This is a genomic window from Thermincola sp. GK-1, assembly GCF_059412445.1.
Genome location: NZ_JBSQAT010000009.1, coordinates 19,243 through 44,139 on the forward strand (window position 1 = coordinate 19,243; position 24,897 = coordinate 44,139).

A 24,897-nucleotide genomic window follows, 5' to 3' on the forward strand; every position below is an offset into this window, starting at 1 on the left:
TATATGATGAGAGTAGTGAAAAACTATGGCCCAGTCCGGCCAAAAATAATTTAAAGGAGGCCAGTTTGATGTCGCGAGGAGGAAGCATCAAACGTGTTTTTCCAGGCGGGAACACAGCCCAGGGGTTCTACTCGTTCTATGATTCGGTCCTGCAGGATATGGATCGCATATTCATCATTAAAGGAGGTCCGGGAACAGGTAAATCGTCTCTCATGAGACGTATCGGGTTGGCCCTGGCAGACCGGGGATACAATGTGGAGCTTTTGTGCTGCTCTTCTGATAACGATTCTCTTGACGGAATAGTCGTTTCAGATTTAAAACTGGCCATGGTTGACGGGACAGCACCCCATATAGTTGACCCCAAAAATCCCGGCGCCGTGGACCAGATTATCAACCTGGGCGAATTCTGGGATGAAGAAATGCTGCGGCAAAACAAAGAAGCCATTATAAAGTGCGGTCAGGAGGTATGGGAATGTTTCCGGGAAGCATATAAGTGTCTCAAAGAAGCCAAAACAATACATGACGAATGGGAAGATTATTATGCAGAAGGCATGGATTATACCAAAGCCAATCAGGTGGCGAATTCAATTATCAACGAAATATTCAGCAGACAGCCGGTGACCAGGCATATGTTTGCCAGCGCCATCACCCCGGAAGGATTGGTCAACTATATTGACAACATTACTGAAGGGATCAGTACAAGGTATATAATTAAAGGTCAGCCGGGGACGGGCAAGTCCACCCTGCTTAAGAAAATTGCCCAGGCGGCTGCGGACCGGGGTTATAACGTGGATATTTATCATTGTTCACTTGACCCCGAGAGCCTGGATATGGTGGTGATTCCGGAGATAAACATAGCTGTGATTAACGGTATGCCGCCGCATACTGTTGAGCCTACGCGGGACGGCGACCGTATTATCGATATGCTGGAATGTGTTTCGCCCCAGGTAGTGGAGAAAAATCGCGCCGCTGTTAACGACGCGGAAAAAAGGTTCAATCAAAAGGTAGAGGAAGCCATTAGGTTTATAAGTAAAGCCAAAAAGCTGCATGATGAACTGGAAACCTATTATATAGATGCCATGGATTTTGCTGCCGTTGACGAAACGCGGGATAAAATATTGACCAAAATATTGGCTTTATCATCGGGCAAATCCGATTTCAGAAAGGCCAAATTTGTGTTGCAGACAGGTTAATCAGCAAAAGTAGGTATGGGTATTCCCTAAGATTTTTGTGGAATGCCCAGTTTTTATTGCCGAATTCGAGGAAATACCCCGCGGGAGATTTGGCAGGAGCGTCATTCTGGTTCAAGAAAATTCCAGAAAAAAGAGGAAGTAATGGAAATTAAGTAGAATATTTTGTACTGTCCCGGCACTCGCCGGCCGGAATACCGGGGGAATATGTCTCTTACCGGGAAATCAACGTTGCCAATAGGGTTAAGCGGAGATGGTGGAAATGAACGATTTTGAACTTTTGGCTGCAATAGAGAACTGTAGTGATCTGGAGCAGCTCTCCCTTTTGGCCAGGGATTGCTGCCGGTGCGGTCTGCGAGCCGGCTGTAGGGGGGTTGTGTTTGGCAAAGGAAATCCCGATGCGGACCTTATGTTTATAGGTGAAGGCCCGGGCGCTGAGGAGGACAGGCAGGGTTTGCCCTTTGTCGGGGCAGCAGGTCAGCTTTTGGATAAAATTATACTGGCCGGCGGGTGGCAGTTGAATGAAGTATACATAGCCAATATTGTAAAGTGCCGGCCGCCCGGCAACCGGACGCCGGCGCCGCAGGAAGCCGATGCCTGCAAACCCTGGCTGGAAAAACAAATTGCGCTTATTAAACCAAAAATTATAGTGCTGTTGGGCTCGGTAGCCATTCAGAATATCATTGACCGCGGAGCCAGAATTACCCGTGACAGAGGCCGGTGGTACGAGAAAAACGGTATTCGGATAATGCCTACTTTCCACCCGGCTGCTTTATTACGGGACCCGGCCAAGAAACGGCCGGTCTGGGAAGATATTAAAAAGGTACGGGCTTTATATGACTCTCTGATAAAGTGACCCGGCTCCGACCGTATCTGGTTTTAGATTGAGGTGATTGGAGTTAGGGCGGTGTTAAGTCGAATGTACTTTTTACCCTTTTCCTGGTGATGGAATTGTGCTATATTATATTTGTATCTTTCGTTGAGTGGGTGAAATTGGATGTATGAAACCATGGCAATAGGATTGGTTTCTTTCGCTGCCTGGTTGTTGAATATTCCTATGGGCTATTGGCGTTCCGGCGCCCGTAAATTCTCATTGCGATGGTTTTTGGCCGTCCATCTGACGGTACCGCTGATTTTTGTGCTTAGGGTTAAGGCCGGTCTCGGTTATGGGTACATTCCCGAACTGGTCCTCTTTGCTGTTTCCGGTCAACTGCTGGGTGGTAAACTAAACGAATTGGCTTAAATGTTTTTCATATGGTGTTATTGGCGCCATCCTTCAGCGGGGTGGCCTTTGTATTGTTGGAAACCGGTGTGATATAATGATTAGGCAGGTATGGTTTAATGGTTTGGGAGGAAGAAAAAATGGAGTTTAAGCTGGTTTCGGAATACAAACCGAAAGGGGATCAGCCAAAGGCCATCAGAGAAATTGTGGAAGGGATTAACGCCGGCCTCCGGCACCAGACGCTGCTGGGGGTCACCGGTTCAGGCAAGACCTTCACCATGGCCAATGTGATTGCCCAGGTTAATAAACCTACTCTGGTGATTGCCCATAACAAGACTTTGGCTGCCCAATTGTGCAGTGAGTTTAAAGAGTTTTTTCCGGAAAACGCCGTTGAATATTTTGTGAGCTACTATGATTATTACCAGCCTGAGGCTTATATACCGCAAACGGATACCTATATTGAAAAAGATGCCTCCATCAACGAAGAAATAGATAAACTGCGCCATTCGGCAACAGCAGCCCTTTTTGAACGGCGCGATGTCATTATAGTGGCCAGCGTGTCCTGCATTTACGGTCTGGGTTCGCCGGAGGATTACAAAAACCTGGTTGTTTCCATCCGCCGGGGGAGCGCCATGGACAGGGACAGGTTGCTACGCAGGCTGGTTGACATCCAATACGAGAGGAACGACATCAATTTCATCCGCGGGAAATTCCGGGTCCGCGGTGACGTGGTGGAGATATTTCCTGCTTCTTATACGGAAAGAGCAGTAAGAATAGAGTTTTTTGGTGATGAAATCGACCGTATAGTGGAAGTTGATACCCTGACCGGTGAAATCCTGGGGGAACGCAACCATATTTCCATTTATCCTGCCAGTCACTTCGCTACTTCCCAGGAAAACCTGGAGCGGGCTATTCGGGATATCGAGGCGGAACTGGAACAGCGGTTAAATGAGCTCCGCAGTCAGGGCAAACTTTTGGAAGCTCAGCGGTTGGAGCAGAGAACCAATTTTGACATTGAAATGATGCGGGAAATGGGGTACTGTTCCGGGATAGAGAACTACTCCCGGCATATAACAGGCCGGGCCCCGGGGGAACCCCCCTATACCCTGTTGGATTATTTCCCCAATGATTTCCTGATGATTATAGATGAAAGCCATGTTACCGTACCCCAGATCGGGGGTATGTACGAAGGCGACCGGTCCAGGAAAAGCGCTTTAATAGAACATGGTTTCCGCCTGCCTTCTGCTTATGACAACCGGCCGTTAACATTTGGGGAATTTGAAAAACATATCAACCAGGTAGTCTATGTTTCGGCGACTCCCGGCCCCTATGAACAGGAACACAGCGCGCGGGTGGTCGAACAGATTATCCGGCCTACGGGCCTCGTTGACCCGGAAATTCAGGTGCGGCCCACAAAGGGACAGATAGACGACCTGTTGACGGAAATCCATGCCCGGTTGGAGAAAAACGAACGGGTGTTAATCACCACCCTGACTAAGAAAATGGCGGAAGACCTCACGGACTACCTGAAAGAGGTAGGCATAAAAGTAAGGTACCTGCACTCTGACATCAAGACCCTGGAAAGGATGGAAATCCTCAGAGACCTGCGGCTCGGTGTTTTTGATGTTTTGGTTGGCATCAACCTCCTGCGGGAAGGCCTTGATTTGCCCGAAGTCAGCCTGGTCGCCATTCTTGATGCTGATAAAGAGGGTTACCTGCGTTCGGAACGTTCCCTCATTCAGACCATCGGACGGGCTGCCCGCAACGCGGAAGGCAAGGTCATTATGTATGCTGATACCATTACTCAGTCAATGAAAAAAGCCATCGACGAGACAAACCGCCGGCGCAAAATCCAGATGGATTATAACAAAGCGCACAACATTACGCCGCAAACTGTCAAGAAAGCCGTGCGGGATGTGATCGAAGCTACCCTAAAGGTGGCTGAGCCGACGGAAAAATACGTAGCCGGTAGAAATATGGCCAAGATGTCCAAGAAGGATTTGCGCAAATTGATTACCCAGATAGAAAAAGAGATGCAGACTGCCGCCAGACGCCTGGAATTTGAGAAAGCTGCCGAACTGCGAGACCTGCTTATTGAACTCAGGGGCGAACTGCGCGGCATAGCCAAACCGAAAAACGATCTTGCACTGGAGGCGCTAAAAAATGGCTAAAGACAAGATAATTGTAAAAGGCGCCCGGGTACACAACCTGAAGAATATAGATGTAGAAATTCCCAGGGATAAGTTTGTTGTTGTTACCGGGCTTTCCGGTTCGGGGAAATCCTCCCTGGCTTTTGATACCATTTATGCCGAGGGGCAGAGGAGGTATGTGGAATCACTGTCGGCATATGCCCGCCAGTTTTTGGGGCAGATGGACAAACCTGATGTGGATTATATTGAAGGTCTTTCCCCGGCCATTTCCATAGACCAGAAGACAACCGGCCGGAACCCGCGTTCAACGGTCGGCACTGTCACTGAAATATACGATTACCTGCGTCTTCTCTTTGCCCGGGTCGGGCATCCGCATTGTCCGGAATGTGGACAGCCCATCGCCCAACAGACGGTGGACCAAATGGTGGATCGTTTGATGCAGTTTCCGGAACGGACCAAGGTGCAAATTCTGGCTCCCCTGGTGCGGGGGCGTAAAGGCGAATATGTAAAGGTGTTTGAGGACATCCGGAAACAGGGTTACGTACGGGTGCGGGTTGACGGGGAAATCAGGGACCTTTCCGAAGAGATAAAGCTGGATAAAAATAAGAAACATACCATTGAGGTGGTAGTGGACAGGGTCATTATCAAGCCGGAAATCGAAAGGCGTCTGGCCGATTCTCTGGAATTGGCGTTAGGCCTGTCCGGCGGGATTGTTGTAGTGGATGTAATTGATCAGCAGGAAATTACCTTCAGCCAGAATTTTGCCTGTGTGGACTGCGGCATAAGCCTGGCGGAAATTGCTCCGCGGATGTTTTCTTTTAACAACCCTTACGGGGCTTGCCCTGCCTGCAGTGGGTTGGGTTTCAAAATGGAGATTGATCCGGACCTGGTCGTGCCCGACAAATCCAAATCACTGGCAGAGGGGGCTATAGTGCCCTGGAGCCGTACACCTAACGGGTACTATACCCAGGCCCTGGCGGCTGTAGCCCGGGCCTACGGGTTTTCCATGGATACCCCTTTTGACAGGTTGACCCCGGAGCAGGTTCATATCGTTTTATACGGTACCGGTGGACGCCCCATAGAAATGAGGTTTGCCAAAGAGGGGCGTGACCACAGGTTCAACACGTCTTTTGAAGGTGTTATTAACAACCTGGCCCGGCGTTACCGCGAGACTACTTCTGATTGGGCCAGGGAAGAAATTGAAGAATACATGAGTACTTCCCCCTGTCCGGAATGTGGAGGGGCCAGGCTCAAGAAAGAGTCGCTGGCCGTCAAGATTGCCGGCAGGTCAATCTACGACGTGACCAGGCTTTCCGTGGCGGAAGCCCTTGAATTTTTTAACAGGCTGCAGATGACCGAAAGGGAACAGGTCATTGCCCGGCAGGTCCTGAAAGAAATACGTGAGAGACTGAAGTTCCTGGTCAATGTGGGGTTAGACTACCTTACCCTGGACCGCTCTGCCGGTACTCTATCGGGTGGGGAGTCCCAGAGAATCCGGCTGGCCACGCAAATAGGTTCTGGATTGGTAGGAGTTCTCTATATCCTGGATGAACCCAGTATCGGTTTACATCAGCGGGATAACGAACGTCTCATTAATACCCTGAAGAGGCTCAGGGACCTGGGCAATACCCTTATTGTGGTTGAGCATGACGAAGATACTATGTATGCCGCTGATTATATAATTGACATAGGTCCCGGCGCCGGAGCCAACGGTGGGGAGGTTGTTGCTGCCGGTCCCATTGACGAGATCAAAAAGTCAGACAAGTCCATAACCGGCCAGTACCTAAGCGGCCGCAAAAAGATTCCTGTGCCTTTGTTCAGGCGTAAACCCAACGGCAAATGGCTGGAGATCAGGGGAGCTTCGGAGCATAACCTGAAAAATATAGATGTCCGTATTCCGCTGGGTGTCTTTAACTGTGTCACCGGCGTGTCAGGGTCCGGCAAAAGTACACTGGTCAATGAAATATTATACAAACGTCTGGCCCTGGAACTCCACGGCAGCAAAACGAAACCGGGGGCGCACCGGGACATCAAGGGTTTGGAACACCTTGACAAGGTGATTGATATTGACCAGTCCCCCATTGGCCGGACGCCGCGTTCCAACCCGGCTACTTATACAGGGGTCTTTGATGGTATCAGGGAACTGTTTTCCCAGACACCTGAGGCCAAAACCAGGGGGTACAAGCCCGGCCGGTTCAGTTTTAACGTGCGCGGTGGCCGGTGTGAAGCCTGCAAAGGGGACGGTATTATCAAGATTGAAATGCATTTCCTGCCTGACGTATATGTGCCCTGCGAAGTCTGCAAGGGTAAGAGGTACAACCGGGAAACGCTGGAAGTGCGCTACAAAGGAAAAAACATTGCTGATGTTTTGGATATGATAGTGGATGAAGCAGCGGAATTCTTCAAAAATATCCCCAGGATTTACCGGAAGCTGAAAACTTTACAGGATGTGGGGCTTGGTTATATTCGCCTCGGCCAGCCGGCAACGACCCTGTCAGGCGGTGAAGCGCAGAGGGTCAAGCTGGCTACGGAACTGAGCCGCCGGAGTAACGGGAAAACCCTGTATATTTTAGACGAGCCAACCACCGGTTTGCATATTGCCGATATTGACAGACTGCTGCGTGTTTTGGAATGCCTTGTGGAAGCCGGGGATACGGTGCTGGTTATTGAACATAACCTGGATGTTATCAAGACAGCCGACTATATCATAGACCTGGGGCCGGAAGGCGGCGACCGGGGCGGGAGGGTAGTGGCGCAGGGAACGCCGGAAGAGGTGGCGGCTGTATCCGAATCCTATACCGGACATTTCCTCAAGAAAGTGCTGGAGCGTGAAGGGAATGGATATTCAGGACAAGTTGAGACTGTTACCGGATAAACCCGGCGTATACCTGATGAAGAATGCCGACGGAGATATCATCTACGTCGGCAAAGCTGTTTCCTTAAAAAACAGGGTCAGGTCTTACTTCCAGTCCAGCCGGGCCCATTCTCCCAAAGTACGCAGTATGGTAGCGCAGGTGGAGGATTTCGAATATATTCTCACCGATTCGGAGATCGAGGCGCTGATTCTGGAATGTAATCTGATCAAAAAGCACCGGCCCAGGTACAACGTCCGCCTGAAGGATGACAAAAGCTATCCCTATCTGAAACTAACCGTTGATGAGGAATTTCCGCGGCTTTTCATGACTCGGCGGGTGGTGCGCGACGGCGCCAGGTATTACGGCCCTTACACAAATGCCGGAGCCGTGCACGAGACTTTAAGGGTCCTTAAGCAGGTTTTCCCCCTGCGGTCCTGCAAAAAAAAGAATGTGGACCGGAATGCGCGGCCATGCCTGAATTACCATATTAAAAAATGCCTGGGACCCTGTAATAATCAAATCAGCGTCAAGGACTACCGGGATATGGTCAACGAGATAGTTCTTTTCCTGGAAGGGCGCCAGGAAGAACTGATTAAGCAAATTGAGGCCAAAATGACGAAAGCCGCGGAGCAGATGGAGTATGAAAGGGCGGCTCTATACAGGGATCAGGCCAAGGCCTTGCGGGCAATTGTGGAAAAACAGAAGGTTGTAGTGGCTGATCTGACAGACCAGGATTTTATCGGTCTGGCCAGGGAAGGCGAGGACTGCTGCGCCAGCGTCTTTTTTGTCCGGAGCGGCAAACTGCTTGGCCGGGAACATTATATTCTCGAAGGAGTGGGTGACGACCCTTCTGCCGAGATTTTGGGAGATTTTATTAAACAGTATTACCTGCAGGTAGAGTACGTCCCGAAAGAAATCCTTTGTTCTGTCAGGCCTGCGGAGATTTCTTTAATTGAAAAGTGGTTGACCGAGCGAAGGGGAAATAAGGTTCAGGTCAAGGTGCCGCAGCGGGGAGATAAGGCTAAACTGGTGGAACTGGTGGAGAAAAATGCCCGTGAAGAACTGGCCCGGCACAGGCTGGAAATGGAGAAATCCAGAGCGCGAACGGAGGGTGCTCTCCTGGGCCTGGAGGAATACCTTGATTTACCCCGGGTCCCCAGGCGAATCGAGTGTTATGATATATCCAATACCCAGGGACGCGAATCTGTGGGTTCCATGGTCGTTTTTCAGGATGGCGAGCCTAAGAACAGCGAGTACCGTCGGTTTAAAATAAAAACTGTGGAAGGCCCCAATGACTTTGCCAGTATGCAGGAAGTAATCGGGCGCAGGTTTGGCAAAGCCAGGGAAGAATTTGAGGCGATAGAGGAGGGCATGCTTGAACCGGCCAAGGCCAAGTTTGCCAAAATACCAGACCTGGTAATAATCGACGGGGGTAAAGGGCAGTTGAATGCGGCCCGGGAAGTTATGATTAACCTGGGTTACGGTTTTATACCAACTTTTGGTCTCGCCAAGGAGGAGGAACTGCTTTTTGCCGAGGACAGGGCAGACCCCATTGTCCTGCCCCGCAATTCGGAGTCCCTTTATTTGCTGCAGCGGATCAGGGATGAAGCTCACCGCTTTGCCATTACCTACCACCGCCATCTGCGGGGTAAACACAGCCTGAAATCAATACTTGACGATATACCGGGAATTGGCGTGAAAAGGAGAAAAGCGATTATTCAGCATTTCAGGTCTTTTGAAAAGCTGCTCAAGGCCAGCGCAGCGGAAATCGCGGAAGTTGAAGGCATTAGTGAAGCGTTGGCGGAGCAGGTTTGGGAGTACCTGCATCATCACGATAAATAGGGAGAGGAGAACTGGAATGACAAAGGCTATTTATGTTGTTGGCCATAAAAACCCGGATACCGATTCTATTTGTGCTGCCATTGCTTATGCCAAACTGAAGCAGCGGCTGGGGTATCCGGCTATTCCCTGCCGTGCAGGGGCAATAAATGAGGAAACCAGATTTGTGCTTGATTATTTCAAGGTGGAGGTTCCGAGGCTGTTGCCTGATTTATATACCCGGGCCAGAGACCTGGTGAACGGTAACGGGGGTTGTACCGTTGTCCGGCCTGATATTCCCGTATGGGAAGCATGGAAGTTGATGCGTGCACGGAAAATAAAAACGTTGCCTGTTGTAGATGAAGGCAACCATTTGTTGGGACTGGTTACAGTTGGCGATTTTGCCGACAAATACCTGGCTGACCTGGGAGAAAAAGACCTGGGCCATATTTGCGCTACGGTCAGTAACGTAGTGCAAACTCTGTCAGGGACCCTGTTGGTTGGCAATCCGGCTCAGGAATTGAACGGAACAGGGCTTATCGGTGCCATGGAAACGGAGACTATGGAAAAGTACCTTTGTCCTGACTGCATACTGATTGTGGGTGACCGCGAAAAAATCCAACTGGCTGCGCTGAAAAAAGGGGCCGCATGCCTCATTTTGACGGGGGGAGCTGCATTAAGCCCTGCCGTCAGAGAAGAAGCCGTGCAAAGGGGCGCTACGGTAATAGGTGTGCCCATGGATACTTTCACAACTGCCCGGATGCTGTTGATGAGCATTCCCGTGGGCGCTATTATGCATACTACAGACTTGGTGGTTTTTCAGGAAGATGACCTGTTGGATGAAGTGAGGAAAGTGATGCTCAATACCCGGTTCAGGAATTACCCTGTCGTGGACGAACAGAACAGGGTAGTAGGCGAAATTGCCCGTTATCACCTGCTTGGGTTTAGCAAAAAGCCGGTGATTCTGGTGGACCATAACGAGCTGAGTCAGGCTGTGGAAGGGGCCGAAGAGGCCCAAATTCTAGAAGTAGTGGACCACCACCGGGTTGGCGGCATACAGACGGGAGAACCCATTCTTTTCAGAAATGAGCCTGTGGGCTCTACCTGTACGCTTATTGCCAAGGCCTACCTGGAACACGGTATGGAACCCAGCCTCGAAATTGCCGGTATTCTTTGCGCCGGTATATTGTCGGATACGGTGGTCTTCAAATCGCCCACCTGTACACAGGTGGATCGCGATATGGCGGCTATGCTTGGCAAACTGGCCGGTATTGACCCTGTGCAGTTCGGCATAACCATGTTTAAAAAGACTTCATCTCTTATCGGCCGCAGTCCGCGGGAAATTGTGGCCAGTGACTATAAAAAATTTCTGGTGGGCGACCTGCAGTTCGGTATTGGCCAGGTAAGTGTGCTGGGACTTGAAGGTATGGACGAATTAAAAGAGAGCCTCCTACAGGAAATGGAGGGGGTCCGCAAATCCGAGGGAGCTGATTATGTGTTGCTGATGGTTACAGATTTGATAGAAGAAGCCACCTACCTTTTAATCAGCGGACCCAACCCGGAACTGGTTGGGGAAGCTTACCAGGCAGAGGTTAGGGAAAGGGTGGCTTATCTTCCCGGCGTGTTATCAAGAAAAAAGCAGGTGGTTCCTCCCCTGATAAAACATTTTCAACAATAAAATTCTGTTGCGCAAAGGACAGAAATAAAGTATTATATAAATAAATGGCAAAGGGATATACTCAAGCCTCTGGGGAGTAGTTTCGCGTAGTTTCGCAGGGTAATGTCAACAGACTGGCCGGCGGGGCCTGGCATTACCGGCAGATTTCTGTTAAACGAGACCTTTGGCGCGCTTTTGGCGTGCGCAAAGGTCTTTTGTTTTATGTAATCCAGCTATAAAGCGTAATTTTTCAAACCACTGCCCTGATTAATTTAAATTAACGGAGGGATAGCTGAAATGGATGCCATGTGGGCTTCAGTGATTTTCGTAGTGCTGGCAGAGATGGGCGATAAAACCCAACTGCTGGGGATGGCCTTTGCCACCAGGTTTAAAGCCGGTACAGTCCTGTTAGGTGTTTTCGTGGCTACTCTGGCCAATCATTTTTTGGCGGTGGCGCTGGGCAACTATTTGACCACCGTTATTCCATTAAATTACATACAGGTTGCCGCCGCCGTGTCCTTTGTCTTTTTCGGTTTATGGACTATCAGGGGGGACAAGCTGGAAGGAGAAGATGAAAAGCACTACTTTAACCCCTTTTGGACCGTAACCATTGCCTTCTTTCTGGCCGAGATGGGGGATAAAACCCAGTTGGCCAGCATTGCGCTGGCGGCCAAGTACCATTCGCTTTGGTGGGTTCTGGCGGGGACAACAATGGGGATGATGATTTCCAATGTCATAGGTATACTGGTGGGTGTAGTTTTAGGCAAACGTATTCCTGAAAAAGCGGTCAAGGCTTTTTCGGCAGGAGTTTTTGTCCTGTTTGGGTATGTCGGCATTTACCGGTATATTATCCAACCGGGTTTGAGAATAGGCCTGCTGGCAGCGGTATCAATAATTGTAATAGTTTATCTGGCATATATAAACAAAAGGCCGGAGACAGGGGAAAATTAGCAAGAAAATTTTACATAAAAACTTTGTAAAAAAAAGTCTAAACTTTTTGGGTAAAAATGTTTCTTTGTAGTATAATGGAATTGCAAGCCAATACCTTAATTACCTTGAAAAGGGGGTGGGGTTATGAAAGGTTTGGCTCTGCGTTGGTTCTTTAATGCGCTGGCTTTGTTTATTACTGCATACCTGCTTGACGGCGTTATGATCTCCGGTTTTGGGTCTGCGCTGGTGGCGGCGCTGGTTTTGGGTATCGTAAACGCCGTCATCAGACCGATAATTTTGTTCTTTACACTGCCTTTGAATTTCCTTACCTTAGGTCTGTTTACCTTTGTAGTGAACGCTCTTATGTTCAAGCTGGTTTCCGTCGTGGTAGACGGTTTCGTGGTAGAAGGGTTTTTCGCCGCTTTGGTCGGCTCTCTGTTGTTAACCATTATCAGCGGATTTCTCTCAGCCCTGGTCCGTGACCATTAACCGTAAACGGAGGTAATTACATTGGGTTATCAATTAATTGCAATAGACTTGGATGATACGTTGCTAAGGGACGACCTGACGATATCCCGGGCCAATAAAAGGGCCATTACTGAGGCGGTAAAAAGAAACAAGCTGGTGATTATTTCTACGGGGCGGATGTTTAAATCCGCTTTACCTTTTGCCCAGGAATTAGGTCTTCATCATCCGATTATATCTTACCAGGGGGCCCTGGTGAAAACTGCCGATACGGGGCAGGTGCTGGTGGAAAGACCTGTTCCGTTGGAACTGGCCCAGGAAGTTTTGCATATCGGCTATGCCCGCGGAATACATATAAATGTCTACCTGAACGATACCCTTTTTGTCGATGGCATAACTGAAGAAGGTATCGGGTATGCTAATCTGGCACGGGTAGAGCTGAATCCTGTCGGTGACTTGCGTAGATTTTTAACCGCTGATCCGACCAAACTGTTATTTATCGGAGAGCCGGCTCATCTGGATAAACTTCTTACAGAATGTCGGGAGAAGTTTGCCGGTAGGCTATATGTTACCAAATCGAAACCCCATTTCCTCGAGTTCATGCATCCGCAAGCCAATAAAGGCGGCGCCCTGGAAGAACTGGGGCGGATTTTCGGCATTGCCAGGGAAGAAATGATTGCTGTGGGCGACAGTTACAATGACCTGGACATGATCGAATATGCCGGTCTGGGTGTCGTGATGGGTAATGCCAGGGATGAAGTCAAGAAGGTAGCTGACTATGTTACCCTGGATAACGAAGCCGATGGCGTTGCCCATGTTATCGAAAAGTTTTTACTGCAGGATAATTAAAAGGGAAATATTTTTTGGGGGAGAACAACTGACTGACATAATTTAGGGAGCGGGACTTAAGGAGCGGAGGGCTGTCATGGCTAAAAAATCTAAAGTTATTTTTACGGCGTCTCTTTTTCTTGTTATTGCCGGCATATTAACGGGAGCGGGGTACATACTGCACGGCCTCACCGCAAAAAGGTATCATGCCCAGCGCGTGATTTTCGAAATGGCGGATCCGGCGCGTGATGATTATGGTCCAGGTTCTTATAAATACCCTACAGATTCTATCTTTGACCCTAAATCAGGGCACTTTGACCTGTTAAAATTTACCGTGTCTGCCAAAGAAGATAAATATTTTTTCGATATAAAATTAGGCAGGATAACAAATCCCTGGGGAGCTGCCGAAGGGTTCAGCCACCAGATAATCCAGATATACATTGCCGACGGGTCAGAAAACGGTAGGATTGAAACTTTTAAACAGGGCGCAAATGTACAGTTCAGCCCTCAATATCCCTGGACTTCGCTGATTAAGGTCGTCAGCTTTGGCAAGACAGCAGTATATTCTTCAACGGATTACGAAACGTCAGATGGGAAATCAGTAGGGGTTACGGCTAAATTGCAGCCCGATAAGCAGACCATCCGGGTTACGGTGCCCAAAAAATACATTGCCGGCCAACCGGAAAAATGGGCCTATTATGTTCTGGTAGGTTCTCAGGATGGTTCCGGACCTGATAATTACAGACAGGTGATGGCGCAGGTAACCCAGTGGAATTTCGGAGGAGGCCAAAACAGTCCCCTGAATCCGAATGTAATCGATATCCTGGCGCCGAAAAAAGGGCTCCATACACAGGAGAAAATGCTCAAAAGCTTTGATCCCGGCAGGGGCAGGCTGGCTATGCTTTACCCGGTAGGGCCTCCGCAGGTCCGGCCCTCCTGGTGGGAAAATTTCCTCGAATACATGGAAGGCCTTTTTGTTAAATATGACGTCAGTTTATGATTTCAAGCGAACAAATGCTTAAACGCGTTGCTGGTAGGTGGTAACCTTTGATGGAAAAGCCGTATCTGATCAGTTCGGTCATCGGCAATGGCAGGATGCTGGCCACCCTGGGCAGAAATACGGAACTTTACCGGATTTTCTGGCCCCATATTGATAATTACCAACATCTGCAGAACAGTTTTGCGGGTATTTTCATGCACGGTGCAATGCGGTGGTTGACTGACCCCGGATTGTGGCGGCATGAACAATCATATTGTGAAGATACCAATGTTGTGGAAACTTTATTGCAAAGCCATGACGGGCTGGTTCAGGTCAGGGTAGTAGATTTTGTGGAGCCTGAACGCGATGTGCTGGTACGGCATTTTGAGATAGGCAACCTTTCTGATGGGGCGCTACCTGCCAGGTTTGTCTGTTTTGCCGCCTTCAATTTTCAAAACAACCCTTACGGAAACGGGGTCCTGTACGCAGCCGAGTATGATGCCCTGCTTTATTACGGGCGCGGTTACTATTTCCTAGTCGGCGGAGACAGGGCCAATAACGGATTTCAGGCCGGCGCCGGCGCGCTGGACGATGCCCATGACGGATATTTGCACGGGGCTGTGCTGAATATGAGCCCAGAAGGGTGCCAGGTATGGGATTTGGGCAGTCTGGAAAAAGGCCAGAAAACCGAATTGACCCTGTTTTTCTGCCCGGGAAAAACATGGGCGGAGACGGGGCATAAATTGCAGTGGGCACGGCAGCAGGGTTACCGTCAATTGTTTGCGGCTACCAAGCACTATTGGACCGCTTTTTTGGCCAGGGGCAGGCAGGTTCATACTGATGATGCCGATTTGAATGCTTTATATAAAAGGTCTTTGTTGGTCGGTGGGCTCCTGTGTGACAGGGAGAACGGCGGTATAATCGCAGCCCCTGAAATGGATGAAAAGTACATAAAATCGGGCGGGTACGGGTACTGCTGGCCGCGGGATTGTGTCTTTGTGGCTGATGCGATGGCCAGGGCCGGTTACGGGGACATTGCCGCCAGGTTTTACCGTTGGGCGGCCCGGACCCAACTGCCCGAGGGAGACTGGTACCAGCGCTATGACACAGAGGGGAATCTGGCTCCTGGCTGGGGAAAACAGGTTGACCAGACGGGCGCCGTGCTGTGGGGTATATGGCAGTATGTTCTGGTTTATGAAGACATGGATTTTCTCAGGGAGTTGTGGCCAACGGTTTTTAAGGGCGCGGTCTTTTTATCTTCGTTCGTTGACCGGGAAACGGCCCTGCCGTTGCCCAGTTTTGATTTATGGGAAGAACGGCTCGGTGAACATGCCTACTCCGCTGCCGCTGTTTACGGGGGGCTTATGGGAGCGGCTGATATGGCCAGAAAGTTGGGCTATGACCAGGAAGCTGATAATTGGCACAAAACCGCTCTCAATATAGCCCATGGAATAGTAAAGTATTTATGGGACCAGGAAAAAAAATCCTTTATACGTACCGTCAAAAAAACTGTTGACCGTGGAGAATACGAGTACCACCGGCAGCAGGGTAACTGGGTTGCCACTTTCAAAAGGGAGAAAGGTTACGAAGTTTTCCAGATCTGGAAAGATGATTTGACAGATGCCAGCCTGTTAGGTCTGGTTTACCCCTTTGAGGTTTTCTCCCCTGTAGACGAAAAGATAAAACATACGGTGGACTGGATTGAACGGGTACTGACCTGTCCGCGGACCGGCGGCATCAAAAGGTACGAAAACGATCATTACATTGGCGGCAACCCGTGGGTAAACACTACGCTGTGGCTGGCTATTTATATGATCCGCGCGCAGCGCCGGGAACAGGCCAAACTGTTTTTGCGCTGGGCAATTAACCACCGGACGGAAACAGGGTTACTGCCTGAACAGGTAGACCGCAATTCCGGCCGGCCGGCCTGGATAATTCCTTTAAGCTGGTCCCATGCCATGTTTATATTGGCGGTTTTAGAATTTCTGGATAGCGGGAACAGGGAGGAAAAGCCATGATTTTTGGCAGGATTGAAGCGGGAAATGTAGAAAGAGGTATTTACAAGAACTGGATTGTAACCAATGGCCTTGGCGGGTTTGCTGCCGGCACAATTATCGGCGCCAATAACAGTAAATACCATGGCCTGCTTTTTGCGGCCTTACGCCCGCCAGGGGAAAGAACGCTGCTCCTGGCCAAACTGGAAGAAGAAGTGTTGCTGCGCGGGAAATCCTATCAGTTGGGGGCCAATGAGACGGCAACAGGGGTTTACCCTACGGGGTTCAAATATATCCAAACCTTTGAACTGAACCCGTTTCCGCACTTTACTTATGTGGTAGAGGATGTAATGCTGGAAAAGTATATTTTTATGGTTTATGGGTCCAATACAACGGTGGTAAGGTACTCTGTTTTCTGCCCTGACGATACAGACTTTACCCTGAAAATTACCCCCTTTGTGAATTGCCGGCATTATCACCACACGGTGCGCAAAAATGATTGGCCCTTTCATCAGGTCACCAGGCAAAACGGCACATTCATCGAGGCTTATCCGGGGGCACCCCGGCTGCACCTGTATTCGGACCGCGCTTTTTATGCAAAGGGCCCTGGTTACTGGTTTGAGAATATTTTTTACCGTACTGAAAGCCGGCGGGGATTGGATCCCTGGGAAGACCATTATATGCCCGGCAGTTTTCTTGTCAACCTGAAGAACGGAGACAGTGTAAGCATTATTGCTTCCACGGAGGAGAAAGAAATATCGAATCCCCTGCTAAAACAGGTAGAGGCTGAGAAAAGGCTGGCCCAATTGGTGGAGAAGGCGGGCTATCATGACGAATTTGCCGCCCGGCTGGTCCTTGCTGCCGATTCTTTTATTGTACACAGGCAATCGACACAGGCCAAGACTATTATTGCGGGTTACCCGTGGTTTACGGACTGGGGCCGGGATGCTATGATCGCCCTGCCCGGCCTGACGCTGGTCACGCGCCGTTTTGAGGAAGCAAAGGAAATCCTGCGTACCTTCGCCAAATATTGCAAAGATGGGCTGATACCTAATATGTTTCCCGATGAAGGGATGGAACCTTTGTATAATACGGTGGATGCCCCGCTATGGTTTTTTTTCGCCGTTTATAAATACTTGCAATATACGGGGGACGATGAGTTTGTCAGGGATACGATCTTCCCTGTTTTAAAAGAGATAATAGATCATTATCAGAAAGGTACTCATTTTAATATTCACATGGATGACGACGGACTTATTGCCGCAGGTACGGAAGGAACGCAGTTGACCTGGATGGACGCAAAAGTGGGAGACTGGGTAGTTACCCCGCGGGAAGGCAAACCGGTGGAGATAAATGCCCTCTGGTTTAACGCCCTGCAGGTTACAGCTTTATTAGCCAGGAAATACGGGGAAGAGGCCAGGGATTACTCATCGCTATCGAATAAAGTCCGTAAAAACTTTGTGCAGGTCTTTTGGAACGAGGAGGGTAAATACCTGTATGACGTGGTAAAAGGAGATTATAAAGACGCGGCCATACGGCCCAACCAAATTTTTGCCGTTTCACTGCCCTTTTCTCTACTGGACCATTCCAGGGAAGCAGCGGTGGTAAAAACGGTTTGGAGGCGGCTGTATTGCTCCTATGGTCTGCGCAGCCTGGCGCCCGGCTTTCCAGGTTATAAGGGGGTTTATGAGGGAGACGTGGTAGCCAGGGATGCCGCCTACCACCAGGGTACCGGGTGGAGCTGGCTCATCGGGCATTTTATTACCGCCTACCGGAAAGTCAATGATTATTCGGCTCAGAGCAGGGAAGTGGCCCAGCAGTTTATCCTTCCCTTCAAAGCTCACTTGCGGGAACATGGACTCGGTTCAATATCAGAAATTTTTGACGGTGATCCGCCGTTCCGGCCGAAAGGCTGCTTTTCCCAGGCGTGGGGAGTGGCTGAGGTACTGCGAGCCTATGTAGAAGACGTGCTGGAAGCCGGTCAGAAAGGTCAATCATGAGCAACGGTTATTTCACCGTTACAGGGCACTGTAACGAGAAAAAAAGATGTCGGTTACCAAAGGAGGAATCCAGATGACAAATGGGGTGGATTTAAACCAGGAGGCATTGATTGCGGGCAACGATCCCGGCGGTATGCTCAAAGCCTTGTGGAACCTCCCGGAACAATGTGAGGAAGCAGAAAGAATTGCCCAGGCCATAGACGTAAATTTTACCGCGACGGAAATAAAAAACGTCATGGTTACCGGGCTTGGCGGATCAGCCATTGGCGGCGATTTATTAAGAGTATATGCCGGTGACAAAGCCGCTGTCCCGGTCATCGTGAACAGGGATTATACCCTGCCTGCTTTTGTTGACGCAAGTACCCTTTTGTTTGCCGTCAGTTATTCCGGTAATACGGAAGAAACCCTGAGCGCTTATGCCCAGGCCAAGGAAAAAGGGGCTAAAATCATTGTCCTGACGACCGGGGGGAAACTGGGCCAATTGGCCGAGGCCGACGGGTATCCTGTAATCAAGGTGCCGGGGGGCATATCTCCGCGGGCTGCCACCGGGTACCTGCTTATACCAACTATTGTGATCATGGCAAAGATAGGTCTACTTCCCGATGCCGGCGATGAGATCAAAGATTTGACCGGGCACCTGCGGGTGTTACGGGAACACTTAAAACCTGCTGTTCCCGTCGAGCAGAACCTGGCCAAACAACTGGCCACGAGGTTTTATAACAGGCTGCCGGTTATATGGGGTGTTAGCGGTACTACCGAAGTGGTGGCGCAGCGCTGGAAGGGCCAGATTAACGAAAATGCCAAGGCCCCGGCATACTGGGCGGTATTGCCTGAATTAAACCACAACGAAATTGTTGGTTTTGAAAAACCGGAGAACGTTTTAAAACAGTTGGAAGTGGTTATTCTTCGCGACCGGGCAGACCACCCCAGGGTGCAGAAACGGATAGAAATCAGCAAGACTATTATCAAAGATGCCGTAAGTGGCGTTACAGAGGTCTATTCCTCGGGAAATTCAAGCCTGGCCAGGACTTTTTCCCTGACCTATACCGGCGATTACATGAGTGTATACCTGGCCACCTTGTATGGTATTGACCCGACGCCGGTAAAGATGATTGATTTCCTGAAGCAAAAACTGGCTGAGGAATAAAATTTTCCGGTTGTACAGACAGAACAAATAAATTTTCCGGTTATATTGTCTGGGGGTTTTACAAATGCGGTTAGTGGGTGATTTGCATATCCATTCCGTAGGAAGCGGTCATGCTTACAGCACCGTTGCTGAAATCATTGAGGCTGCCCGCGCGAAACAACTGCAGTTGATAGCAATTACGGACCACGGGCCCGCTATGCCAGGCGGGCCCCATCCTTACCATTTCGGCAACCTGCGTGTCCTGCCTGAAGAAGTAAAGGGAGTACGCCTGTTAAAAGGAGTAGAAGCCAATATTATGGACCGTCAGGGGAACCTGGATTTAGGACAAAATTATCTGGAAAAGCTGGATGTGGTTTTGGCCGGCTTTCACCCGGACTGTTTCCCGGCGGCAAGCAAAGAGGCATATACGGAAGCGCTCATAAATACAATTAGGAATCCCTTGGCGGACATAATTGTCCATCCTGGCAATCCCCAGTTTACCGTTGTATACGAGAAGATAGTCAAAGAAGCAGCCAGGGCAGGGGTGGCCCTGGAAATAAATAACAGTTCCCTGTGCGGCAGCAGGCAGGGCAGCGCTCCCAACTGCAGTTATATCGCCGAACTACTGGCTTCTTCCGGCGGACCTGTTTTCGTGGGCAGCGATGCCCACTGGGCAGCCGACGTGGGCAGATTCGACCGGGCCGTGGAATTGCTCTTGAAAGCGGGTATAAAAGAAGAACAGGTTATAAATACATCGGTAGACAAGATTACCCAATATCTGGCCGGCAGAAGGCGGGTCAGAAAGCAGGTTAAGGAGCGGGGGGGCATTTCATATGGCCGGTAACAAAGAGCAGTACGTTATTGGCATTGACCTTGGCGGAACATTTATCAAGGGGGCTCTTTTCAACAGGCGTGGCAAAATGCTGGCCAAAAAAGAAATCCCCACCCTGGCGGCGGAAGGCGCCGAGGCCGTAGCGACAAGAATGGCGGGCCTGGCCCGGGATCTGCAGAAACAGGCAGGTGTGTCTATGGATATGGTCATCGGTATGGGCATAGGTTCGCCGGGGCAGATTGATGGCCGTACCGGCTGTGTAATCAGGTCAGGTAACCTCGGGTGGCATAATGTGTACATACTGGAAATGGTAAAGAAGCACATACCCTTGCCTCTTTTCCTGGAGAACGATGCAACGGCTGCGGCCCTTGGCGAAAAATGGTGCGGTGCAGGCCAACAGGCCGAGAATATGATCATGATGACCATTGGCACAGGAATAGGAGGCGGCATAATCATCAACGGCCGGCTTTACAGAGGGGCTTCTTCCGGTGCCGGAGAAATAGGCCATATGGTTATTCAGCCCGGGGGGCCGCTCTGCAGTTGCGGGAATAAAGGATGTCTGGAAGCTTTAGCCGCTGCACCGGCCATAATTAAAAGGGCTAAAGCTGCGCTGGCCGGGGGAACAGCATCTTTGCTGGCGGAAACTGTTGATTTTACTGTCAGGAATGTATTTGATGCGGTAGCGAAAGGCGACCCTGTAGCGACCAGGGTGGTGGATGAGACTGCTTATTATCTGGGAATAGGCGTGGGTAGCCTAATAAACATTTTTAACCCCGAACTGGTGATAATAGGCGGAGGTGTTTCCAAGGCGGGAGACCTTTTATTTATACCTCTTTGCAAATATGCTGAGCAAAATGCTTTACCGGCTCTCTGGCCCTCTGTTAGGATTGTTCCTGCCGCTTTGGGCAATGATGCCGGTAGCGTAGGGGCTGCTGCCGTTGCCTTACAAAGGCAGGGGTACGGTTTATATGTGTAAATTTTATTGGCTTATGCATTAACGAACCTCGCTATTCACATAATAAAGCGGGGTGTTTTTATGGAATTTTTTGCCGATTACCACACACATACAGTGTACAGCGACGGCGGCGGCACCATAGAGGAAAATGCCCGGGCCGCTAAGGAAAAAGGGCTTGAAGTATTAGGCATAACTGACCATGGACCTGCCAATATCGGTGTAGGCGTAAAAAATGCCGACACTTACCTGGAAATAAAGGAAGAAATTGAAGCAGTCCGTTTAAAAATCCCGGAACTGAAAATCTTATGCGGGGCAGAAGCTAATATTACAGGTCTGGACGGGGCAATAGACATCCCCGATAATATTGTCAGGAAACTGGATTTCCTGATTGTCGGCCTGCATCCTTTTGTTTGGGGAAAGTCCCCGGCCGATTTCCTGAGCATTGTGGCGGGCAATCAACTGGCGCCGGTGAGCCAAAGTATCCGCGAAAAGGTAAAAGTCAACAATACCAAGGCTTTAATCGAATGCATCCACAAACATAAAGTTTTTTGCATAAGCCATCCCGGTTTAAAGATGCCCGTAGACATAGAGGAGCTGAGCAGACATTGCGCGGCACGGGATACTGCCCTGGAAATCAACACCGGCCATAAATATAACAAACATGAGTTGGTGGTAAAGGCCCTGCCGGCAGGGGTTAATTTTGTTGTTAACAGTGACGCCCACTTTCCGGATACCGTGGGGCGGTTGTTGGATGGTAGACTGGTTCTGGACAGGTTTAATGTGCCCGTTGACCGGGTAACTAACGCCAGGTAATAACAGAAGGAGAACCGCACATTTTGGCGAACTTTAGAATATTGAAAGAAAGGGTGACAGTGAGATGAAGGATACTAAACTGGTGATAGTTACCGGCCTGTCCGGAGCGGGAAAAACTCAGGCTATCTGGTGCCTGGAGGATCTGGGTTATTTTTGTGTAGACAACCTACCCCCCACCTTGATTGCTAAGTTTGCGGAGCTTTGTGCACAATCGGAAGGCAAGATAAATAAAATAGCATTGGTAGTGGATATCCGGGGTGGCGGATTTTTTGACAGCATCAATGAGAGCCTGGAGAACCTCGACAGGATCGGTATTAAATACGAAATCCTGTTTCTGGAAGCCTCTGATGAAACACTGGTCAGGCGGTTTAAGGAATCAAGGCGCCCTCACCCGCTGCGGCCCCACGGCCGGGTTTTGGAAGGGATACATGAGGAAAGAAAACGGTTGGAAGAATTAAGGGGCCGGGCCCATAAAATAATTGATACTTCCAACTTAAGCAATAAACAGTTAAAAGAAGAAATCATTGCTCTGTTTTCCACGGCCCGGGAAGAAGCAGCGTTAAAAATTACGGTTCTTTCATTCGGCTTCAAATACGGTCTTCCCATGGATGCCGATTTGGTTATGGATGTACGATTTCTGCCAAACCCTTACTACGTGGACAGTTTGCGGCCGCTAACCGGCGATGATAAGGAAGTTCAGGACTATGTTATGGATTCCCCTATCAGCCGAACGTTTTTAAGAAAGTATTACGGGCTGATTAAGTTTTTGATTCCGCACTATATCAAGGAAGGCAAGACCAGTTTGGTAATTGCCATAGGCTGCACCGGCGGCCAGCACCGGTCCGTCACTTTGGCCAACAAACTTGGCGCCATGTTACAGAGTGACCGGAATTATGTTGTTGTCCGACACCGGGATATAGACAAAAATTCTTCGGGAGTCAGGGAAAATGTATAGGCTTAAATGGCTTTATCCGGGCATGTACGTTAAAAGGTGGCTCTTTCTGGCCTGCACAGGGTTGGCTATACTGGGGCTGGGACTGACACTGATTTTTTACCGGGAATTCAGCTACTTTACCCGTTACGTTTATGACATCCTGGCAGGCCTTTTCCAGGGCAAGGTTGATATAAAATACGCGGGTCTCTGGATATGTGCAGCAGGGTTTTTCATTCTGGCGCTGGGTTTCCGCAAAACAATCAAGTCAATTGCCAGGGTTCTGGCGCCCGATAAAGAAAACCGGCTGGTTGATATCATTTATGAAACTCATCAATTGGAACGCGGGCCGCGCATTGTAGTCATCGGGGGCGGTACAGGCCTCTCTGTTTTGCTGCGGGGCCTGAAAAAATATACCAGGAATATCACGGCGATAGTAACGGTAGCTGACGACGGGGGAAGCTCCGGGCAGCTCAGGGGCGAGCTGGGAATCCTACCGCCGGGAGATATCCGTAACTGCCTGGTGGCCCTGGCAGACAGAGAAAGCCTGATGGAAGACCTGTTCCAGCACCGTTTTAAAAATGCTAATGGGCTAAGCGGCCACAGCCTTGGCAATTTGCTTATAGCAGGGATGACCCAAATAGCTGGTAATTTTGAGACGGCAATTCAGGAAATGGGTAAGGTTTTGGCTATCAGGGGCCGGGTTTTGCCTGTTACCTTGAAACATGTGGCTTTATGCGCGGAATTTATGGATGGGACTGTGGTTGAAGGCGAGTCCCGGATACCGCGCACGGGCAAGAAAATTAAACGGGTGTTTTTACGTCCCGCCGATTGCGAACCACTGCCGGGAGCGCTGGAAGCAATTGCCGAAGCTGACATAATCGTTCTTGGCCCGGGAAGTCTTTATACCAGCATTATACCGAACCTTTTGGTGCGCGGGGTAGCAGATGCTATTGCGGCATCTCCGGCCGTAACAGTATATGCATGTAATATTATGACGCAACCCGGTGAAACCGATGGTTTTTCAGCTTCCGAGCATGTCAGGGCGATACAGGAGCATGCCGGTTCCAACCTGATTCAGTATGCCATCATCAATGTACAGGATGTACCCAGAAAGCTTCTTAAAAAATACAGGGAAGACGGCGCTGTGCCTGTACGGCCTGATATTAAAGAAATAGAAAAACTGGGGGTAAAAGTTATCCCTGAAAACCTGGTTTTTGAATCGGATTTAGTCAGGCATGACCCCGAGAAATTAGCCAGGGTAGTTATTAAACTGGCCGAGAAAATTCAACCGGCCAGGAAGCATGAAATAGTTCAGGCGGCTGTCTCAAGGTCTGAACCAGGTAAAGGTGTATCTACTGACCAGTGACCGTCCATACCGGAAGGGTATGCCTGAAAAAGCCATTAACATTTTGGAAGGCATCAAAGGAACCCAATTGAACCAGGAATTATTAGTAGAAATATTTATTAAAATAATTCAAGGAAGAACAGACCCTCCAAAACGACAGGTAACGGGTTTGCCACCGGAAAGTTGAATACGTAAAAAACAGGTCAGCGGTGTGGAATAAATTTTACCTCCTGTGGAAAAATAGGATTGACAAACCACAGGAGGTGTAATTTTGGTATGCAAGATACAAGAAAGAAAATCATAGCTTTTGTACTTTCCGGGATTTTGGCTTTCTCTGTTTTAGGCGGTTGTACCGCTCAAAGGAAGCCCTTGCCTCCCGACGCCAACAGGGCTCCTTCGCCCACGCCGGCCCCTGGTCCCACTGCGCCGAGGACGCCGGAAGAAACCAGGGATGCTGTCAATGACCTGGAGACCAAGGCAGATACAGTGCCGGGCGTGAAAAAGGCTTATGTGGTCGTTGTCGGTAATGTCGCCCTGGTAGGGTTGAATATTCAGGGGGCCAAACAGGAAAAAGGGACCGATACCATTAAAGCGAAAGTCACCCGGGTAGTTGAGGCTGATCGCCGGATTGTGAAAGCCTATGTTACGGCCGACCCGGACATGTTAGCCAGAATCAGGGAAATTTCTGCCGGGGTCAGACAGGGCAAGCCGATTACGGAATTTTTGGATGAGATATCGGAAATGATTAACAGGCTGGCTCCATCGGGGCAAAGAACCCCTAACCGGCCAGCTTTATAGACGGTG

The 24,897-nt window shown here is 49.7% G+C and carries 20 protein-coding genes; all 20 read left to right on the plus strand.

Annotated elements, in window-relative coordinates; genetic code table 11:
- Positions 1-68 precede the first annotated feature (68 nt).
- The 20 genes from ACSNJE_RS09805 (at position 69) to ACSNJE_RS09900 (ending at position 24,891) form a co-directional block, all read left to right on the plus strand.
- On the plus strand, positions 69-1,193 hold the full coding sequence (locus ACSNJE_RS09805; RefSeq protein WP_474773587.1) for a PRK06851 family protein: 1,125 nt from the start codon (positions 69-71) through the stop codon (positions 1,191-1,193).
- Between the two features lie 259 nt (positions 1,194-1,452).
- Positions 1,453-2,046 carry a uracil-DNA glycosylase gene (locus ACSNJE_RS09810; protein WP_474659833.1) on the plus strand — a complete coding sequence of 198 codons (594 nt, stop codon included), beginning with the start codon at positions 1,453-1,455 and terminating at the stop codon, positions 2,044-2,046.
- A 141-nt stretch (positions 2,047-2,187) separates the two neighbouring features.
- Positions 2,188-2,433 carry a hypothetical protein gene (locus ACSNJE_RS09815; RefSeq protein ID WP_013121558.1) on the plus strand — a complete coding sequence of 82 codons (246 nt, stop codon included), beginning with the start codon at positions 2,188-2,190 and terminating at the stop codon, positions 2,431-2,433.
- Positions 2,434-2,552: 119 nt separating this feature from the next.
- The gene (gene uvrB / locus ACSNJE_RS09820) at positions 2,553-4,583 is read left to right on the plus strand and encodes an excinuclease ABC subunit UvrB (RefSeq protein ID WP_495252582.1); all 2,031 of its coding nucleotides are present in this window, start codon (positions 2,553-2,555) and stop codon (positions 4,581-4,583) included.
- A complete protein-coding gene (uvrA, locus tag ACSNJE_RS09825; protein WP_495252583.1) occupies positions 4,576-7,437 on the plus strand; it encodes an excinuclease ABC subunit UvrA in 2,862 nt (953 codons plus the stop codon). The genes uvrB and uvrA overlap by 8 nt, the downstream gene beginning before the upstream one ends.
- Positions 7,400-9,259 (plus strand): excinuclease ABC subunit UvrC, encoded by a 1,860-nt coding sequence (uvrC, locus tag ACSNJE_RS09830; protein WP_052218969.1) that lies wholly within the window; start codon positions 7,400-7,402, stop codon positions 9,257-9,259. The genes uvrA and uvrC overlap by 38 nt, the downstream gene beginning before the upstream one ends.
- A gap of 16 nt (positions 9,260-9,275) precedes the next feature.
- A complete protein-coding gene (locus ACSNJE_RS09835) occupies positions 9,276-10,913 on the plus strand; it encodes a putative manganese-dependent inorganic diphosphatase (protein ID WP_495252584.1) in 1,638 nt (545 codons plus the stop codon).
- Positions 10,914-11,189: 276 nt separating this feature from the next.
- Entirely contained in the window at positions 11,190-11,843 is a 654-nt protein-coding gene (locus ACSNJE_RS09840) for a TMEM165/GDT1 family protein (protein ID WP_052218971.1), read from the plus strand.
- A gap of 123 nt (positions 11,844-11,966) precedes the next feature.
- Positions 11,967-12,311, plus strand: a complete 345-nt coding sequence (locus ACSNJE_RS09845; protein WP_495252585.1) for a phage holin family protein — start codon at positions 11,967-11,969, stop codon at positions 12,309-12,311.
- Between the two features lie 21 nt (positions 12,312-12,332).
- Positions 12,333-13,136, plus strand: coding sequence for a Cof-type HAD-IIB family hydrolase (locus ACSNJE_RS09850; protein ID WP_474659822.1), 804 nt, complete (start codon positions 12,333-12,335; stop codon positions 13,134-13,136).
- A 76-nt stretch (positions 13,137-13,212) separates the two neighbouring features.
- Positions 13,213-14,115: a glucodextranase DOMON-like domain-containing protein gene (locus ACSNJE_RS09855; RefSeq protein ID WP_474773581.1), complete on the plus strand. Its 903-nt coding sequence runs from the start codon at positions 13,213-13,215 to the stop codon at positions 14,113-14,115.
- A 50-nt stretch (positions 14,116-14,165) separates the two neighbouring features.
- Positions 14,166-16,112 (plus strand): glycoside hydrolase family 15 protein, encoded by a 1,947-nt coding sequence (locus ACSNJE_RS09860; protein ID WP_013121549.1) that lies wholly within the window; start codon positions 14,166-14,168, stop codon positions 16,110-16,112.
- Positions 16,109-18,088, plus strand: a complete 1,980-nt coding sequence (locus ACSNJE_RS09865; protein WP_474773580.1) for an amylo-alpha-1,6-glucosidase — start codon at positions 16,109-16,111, stop codon at positions 18,086-18,088. The genes ACSNJE_RS09860 and ACSNJE_RS09865 overlap by 4 nt, the downstream gene beginning before the upstream one ends.
- 73 nt (positions 18,089-18,161) lie before the next feature.
- Complete coding sequence (locus tag ACSNJE_RS09870; RefSeq protein ID WP_495252586.1) at positions 18,162-19,235, plus strand: bifunctional phosphoglucose/phosphomannose isomerase; 1,074 nt, start codon at positions 18,162-18,164, stop codon at positions 19,233-19,235.
- Between the two features lie 64 nt (positions 19,236-19,299).
- Positions 19,300-20,058: a phosphatase gene (locus tag ACSNJE_RS09875; protein ID WP_495252587.1), complete on the plus strand. Its 759-nt coding sequence runs from the start codon at positions 19,300-19,302 to the stop codon at positions 20,056-20,058.
- The gene (locus ACSNJE_RS09880) at positions 20,048-21,022 is read left to right on the plus strand and encodes an ROK family protein (protein ID WP_461569392.1); all 975 of its coding nucleotides are present in this window, start codon (positions 20,048-20,050) and stop codon (positions 21,020-21,022) included. The genes ACSNJE_RS09875 and ACSNJE_RS09880 overlap by 11 nt, the downstream gene beginning before the upstream one ends.
- Positions 21,023-21,082: 60 nt before the next feature.
- On the plus strand, positions 21,083-21,814 hold the full coding sequence (locus tag ACSNJE_RS09885; protein WP_052218980.1) for a PHP domain-containing protein: 732 nt from the start codon (positions 21,083-21,085) through the stop codon (positions 21,812-21,814).
- Between the two features lie 64 nt (positions 21,815-21,878).
- Entirely contained in the window at positions 21,879-22,769 is an 891-nt protein-coding gene (gene rapZ / locus ACSNJE_RS09890; protein WP_052218981.1) for an RNase adapter RapZ, read from the plus strand.
- Positions 22,762-24,114 carry a gluconeogenesis factor YvcK family protein gene (locus ACSNJE_RS09895; protein WP_495252588.1) on the plus strand — a complete coding sequence of 451 codons (1,353 nt, stop codon included), beginning with the start codon at positions 22,762-22,764 and terminating at the stop codon, positions 24,112-24,114. The genes rapZ and ACSNJE_RS09895 overlap by 8 nt, the downstream gene beginning before the upstream one ends.
- A 255-nt stretch (positions 24,115-24,369) precedes the next feature.
- Positions 24,370-24,891, plus strand: coding sequence for a YhcN/YlaJ family sporulation lipoprotein (locus ACSNJE_RS09900; protein WP_013121541.1), 522 nt, complete (start codon positions 24,370-24,372; stop codon positions 24,889-24,891).
- Positions 24,892-24,897: the final 6 nt, after the last annotated feature.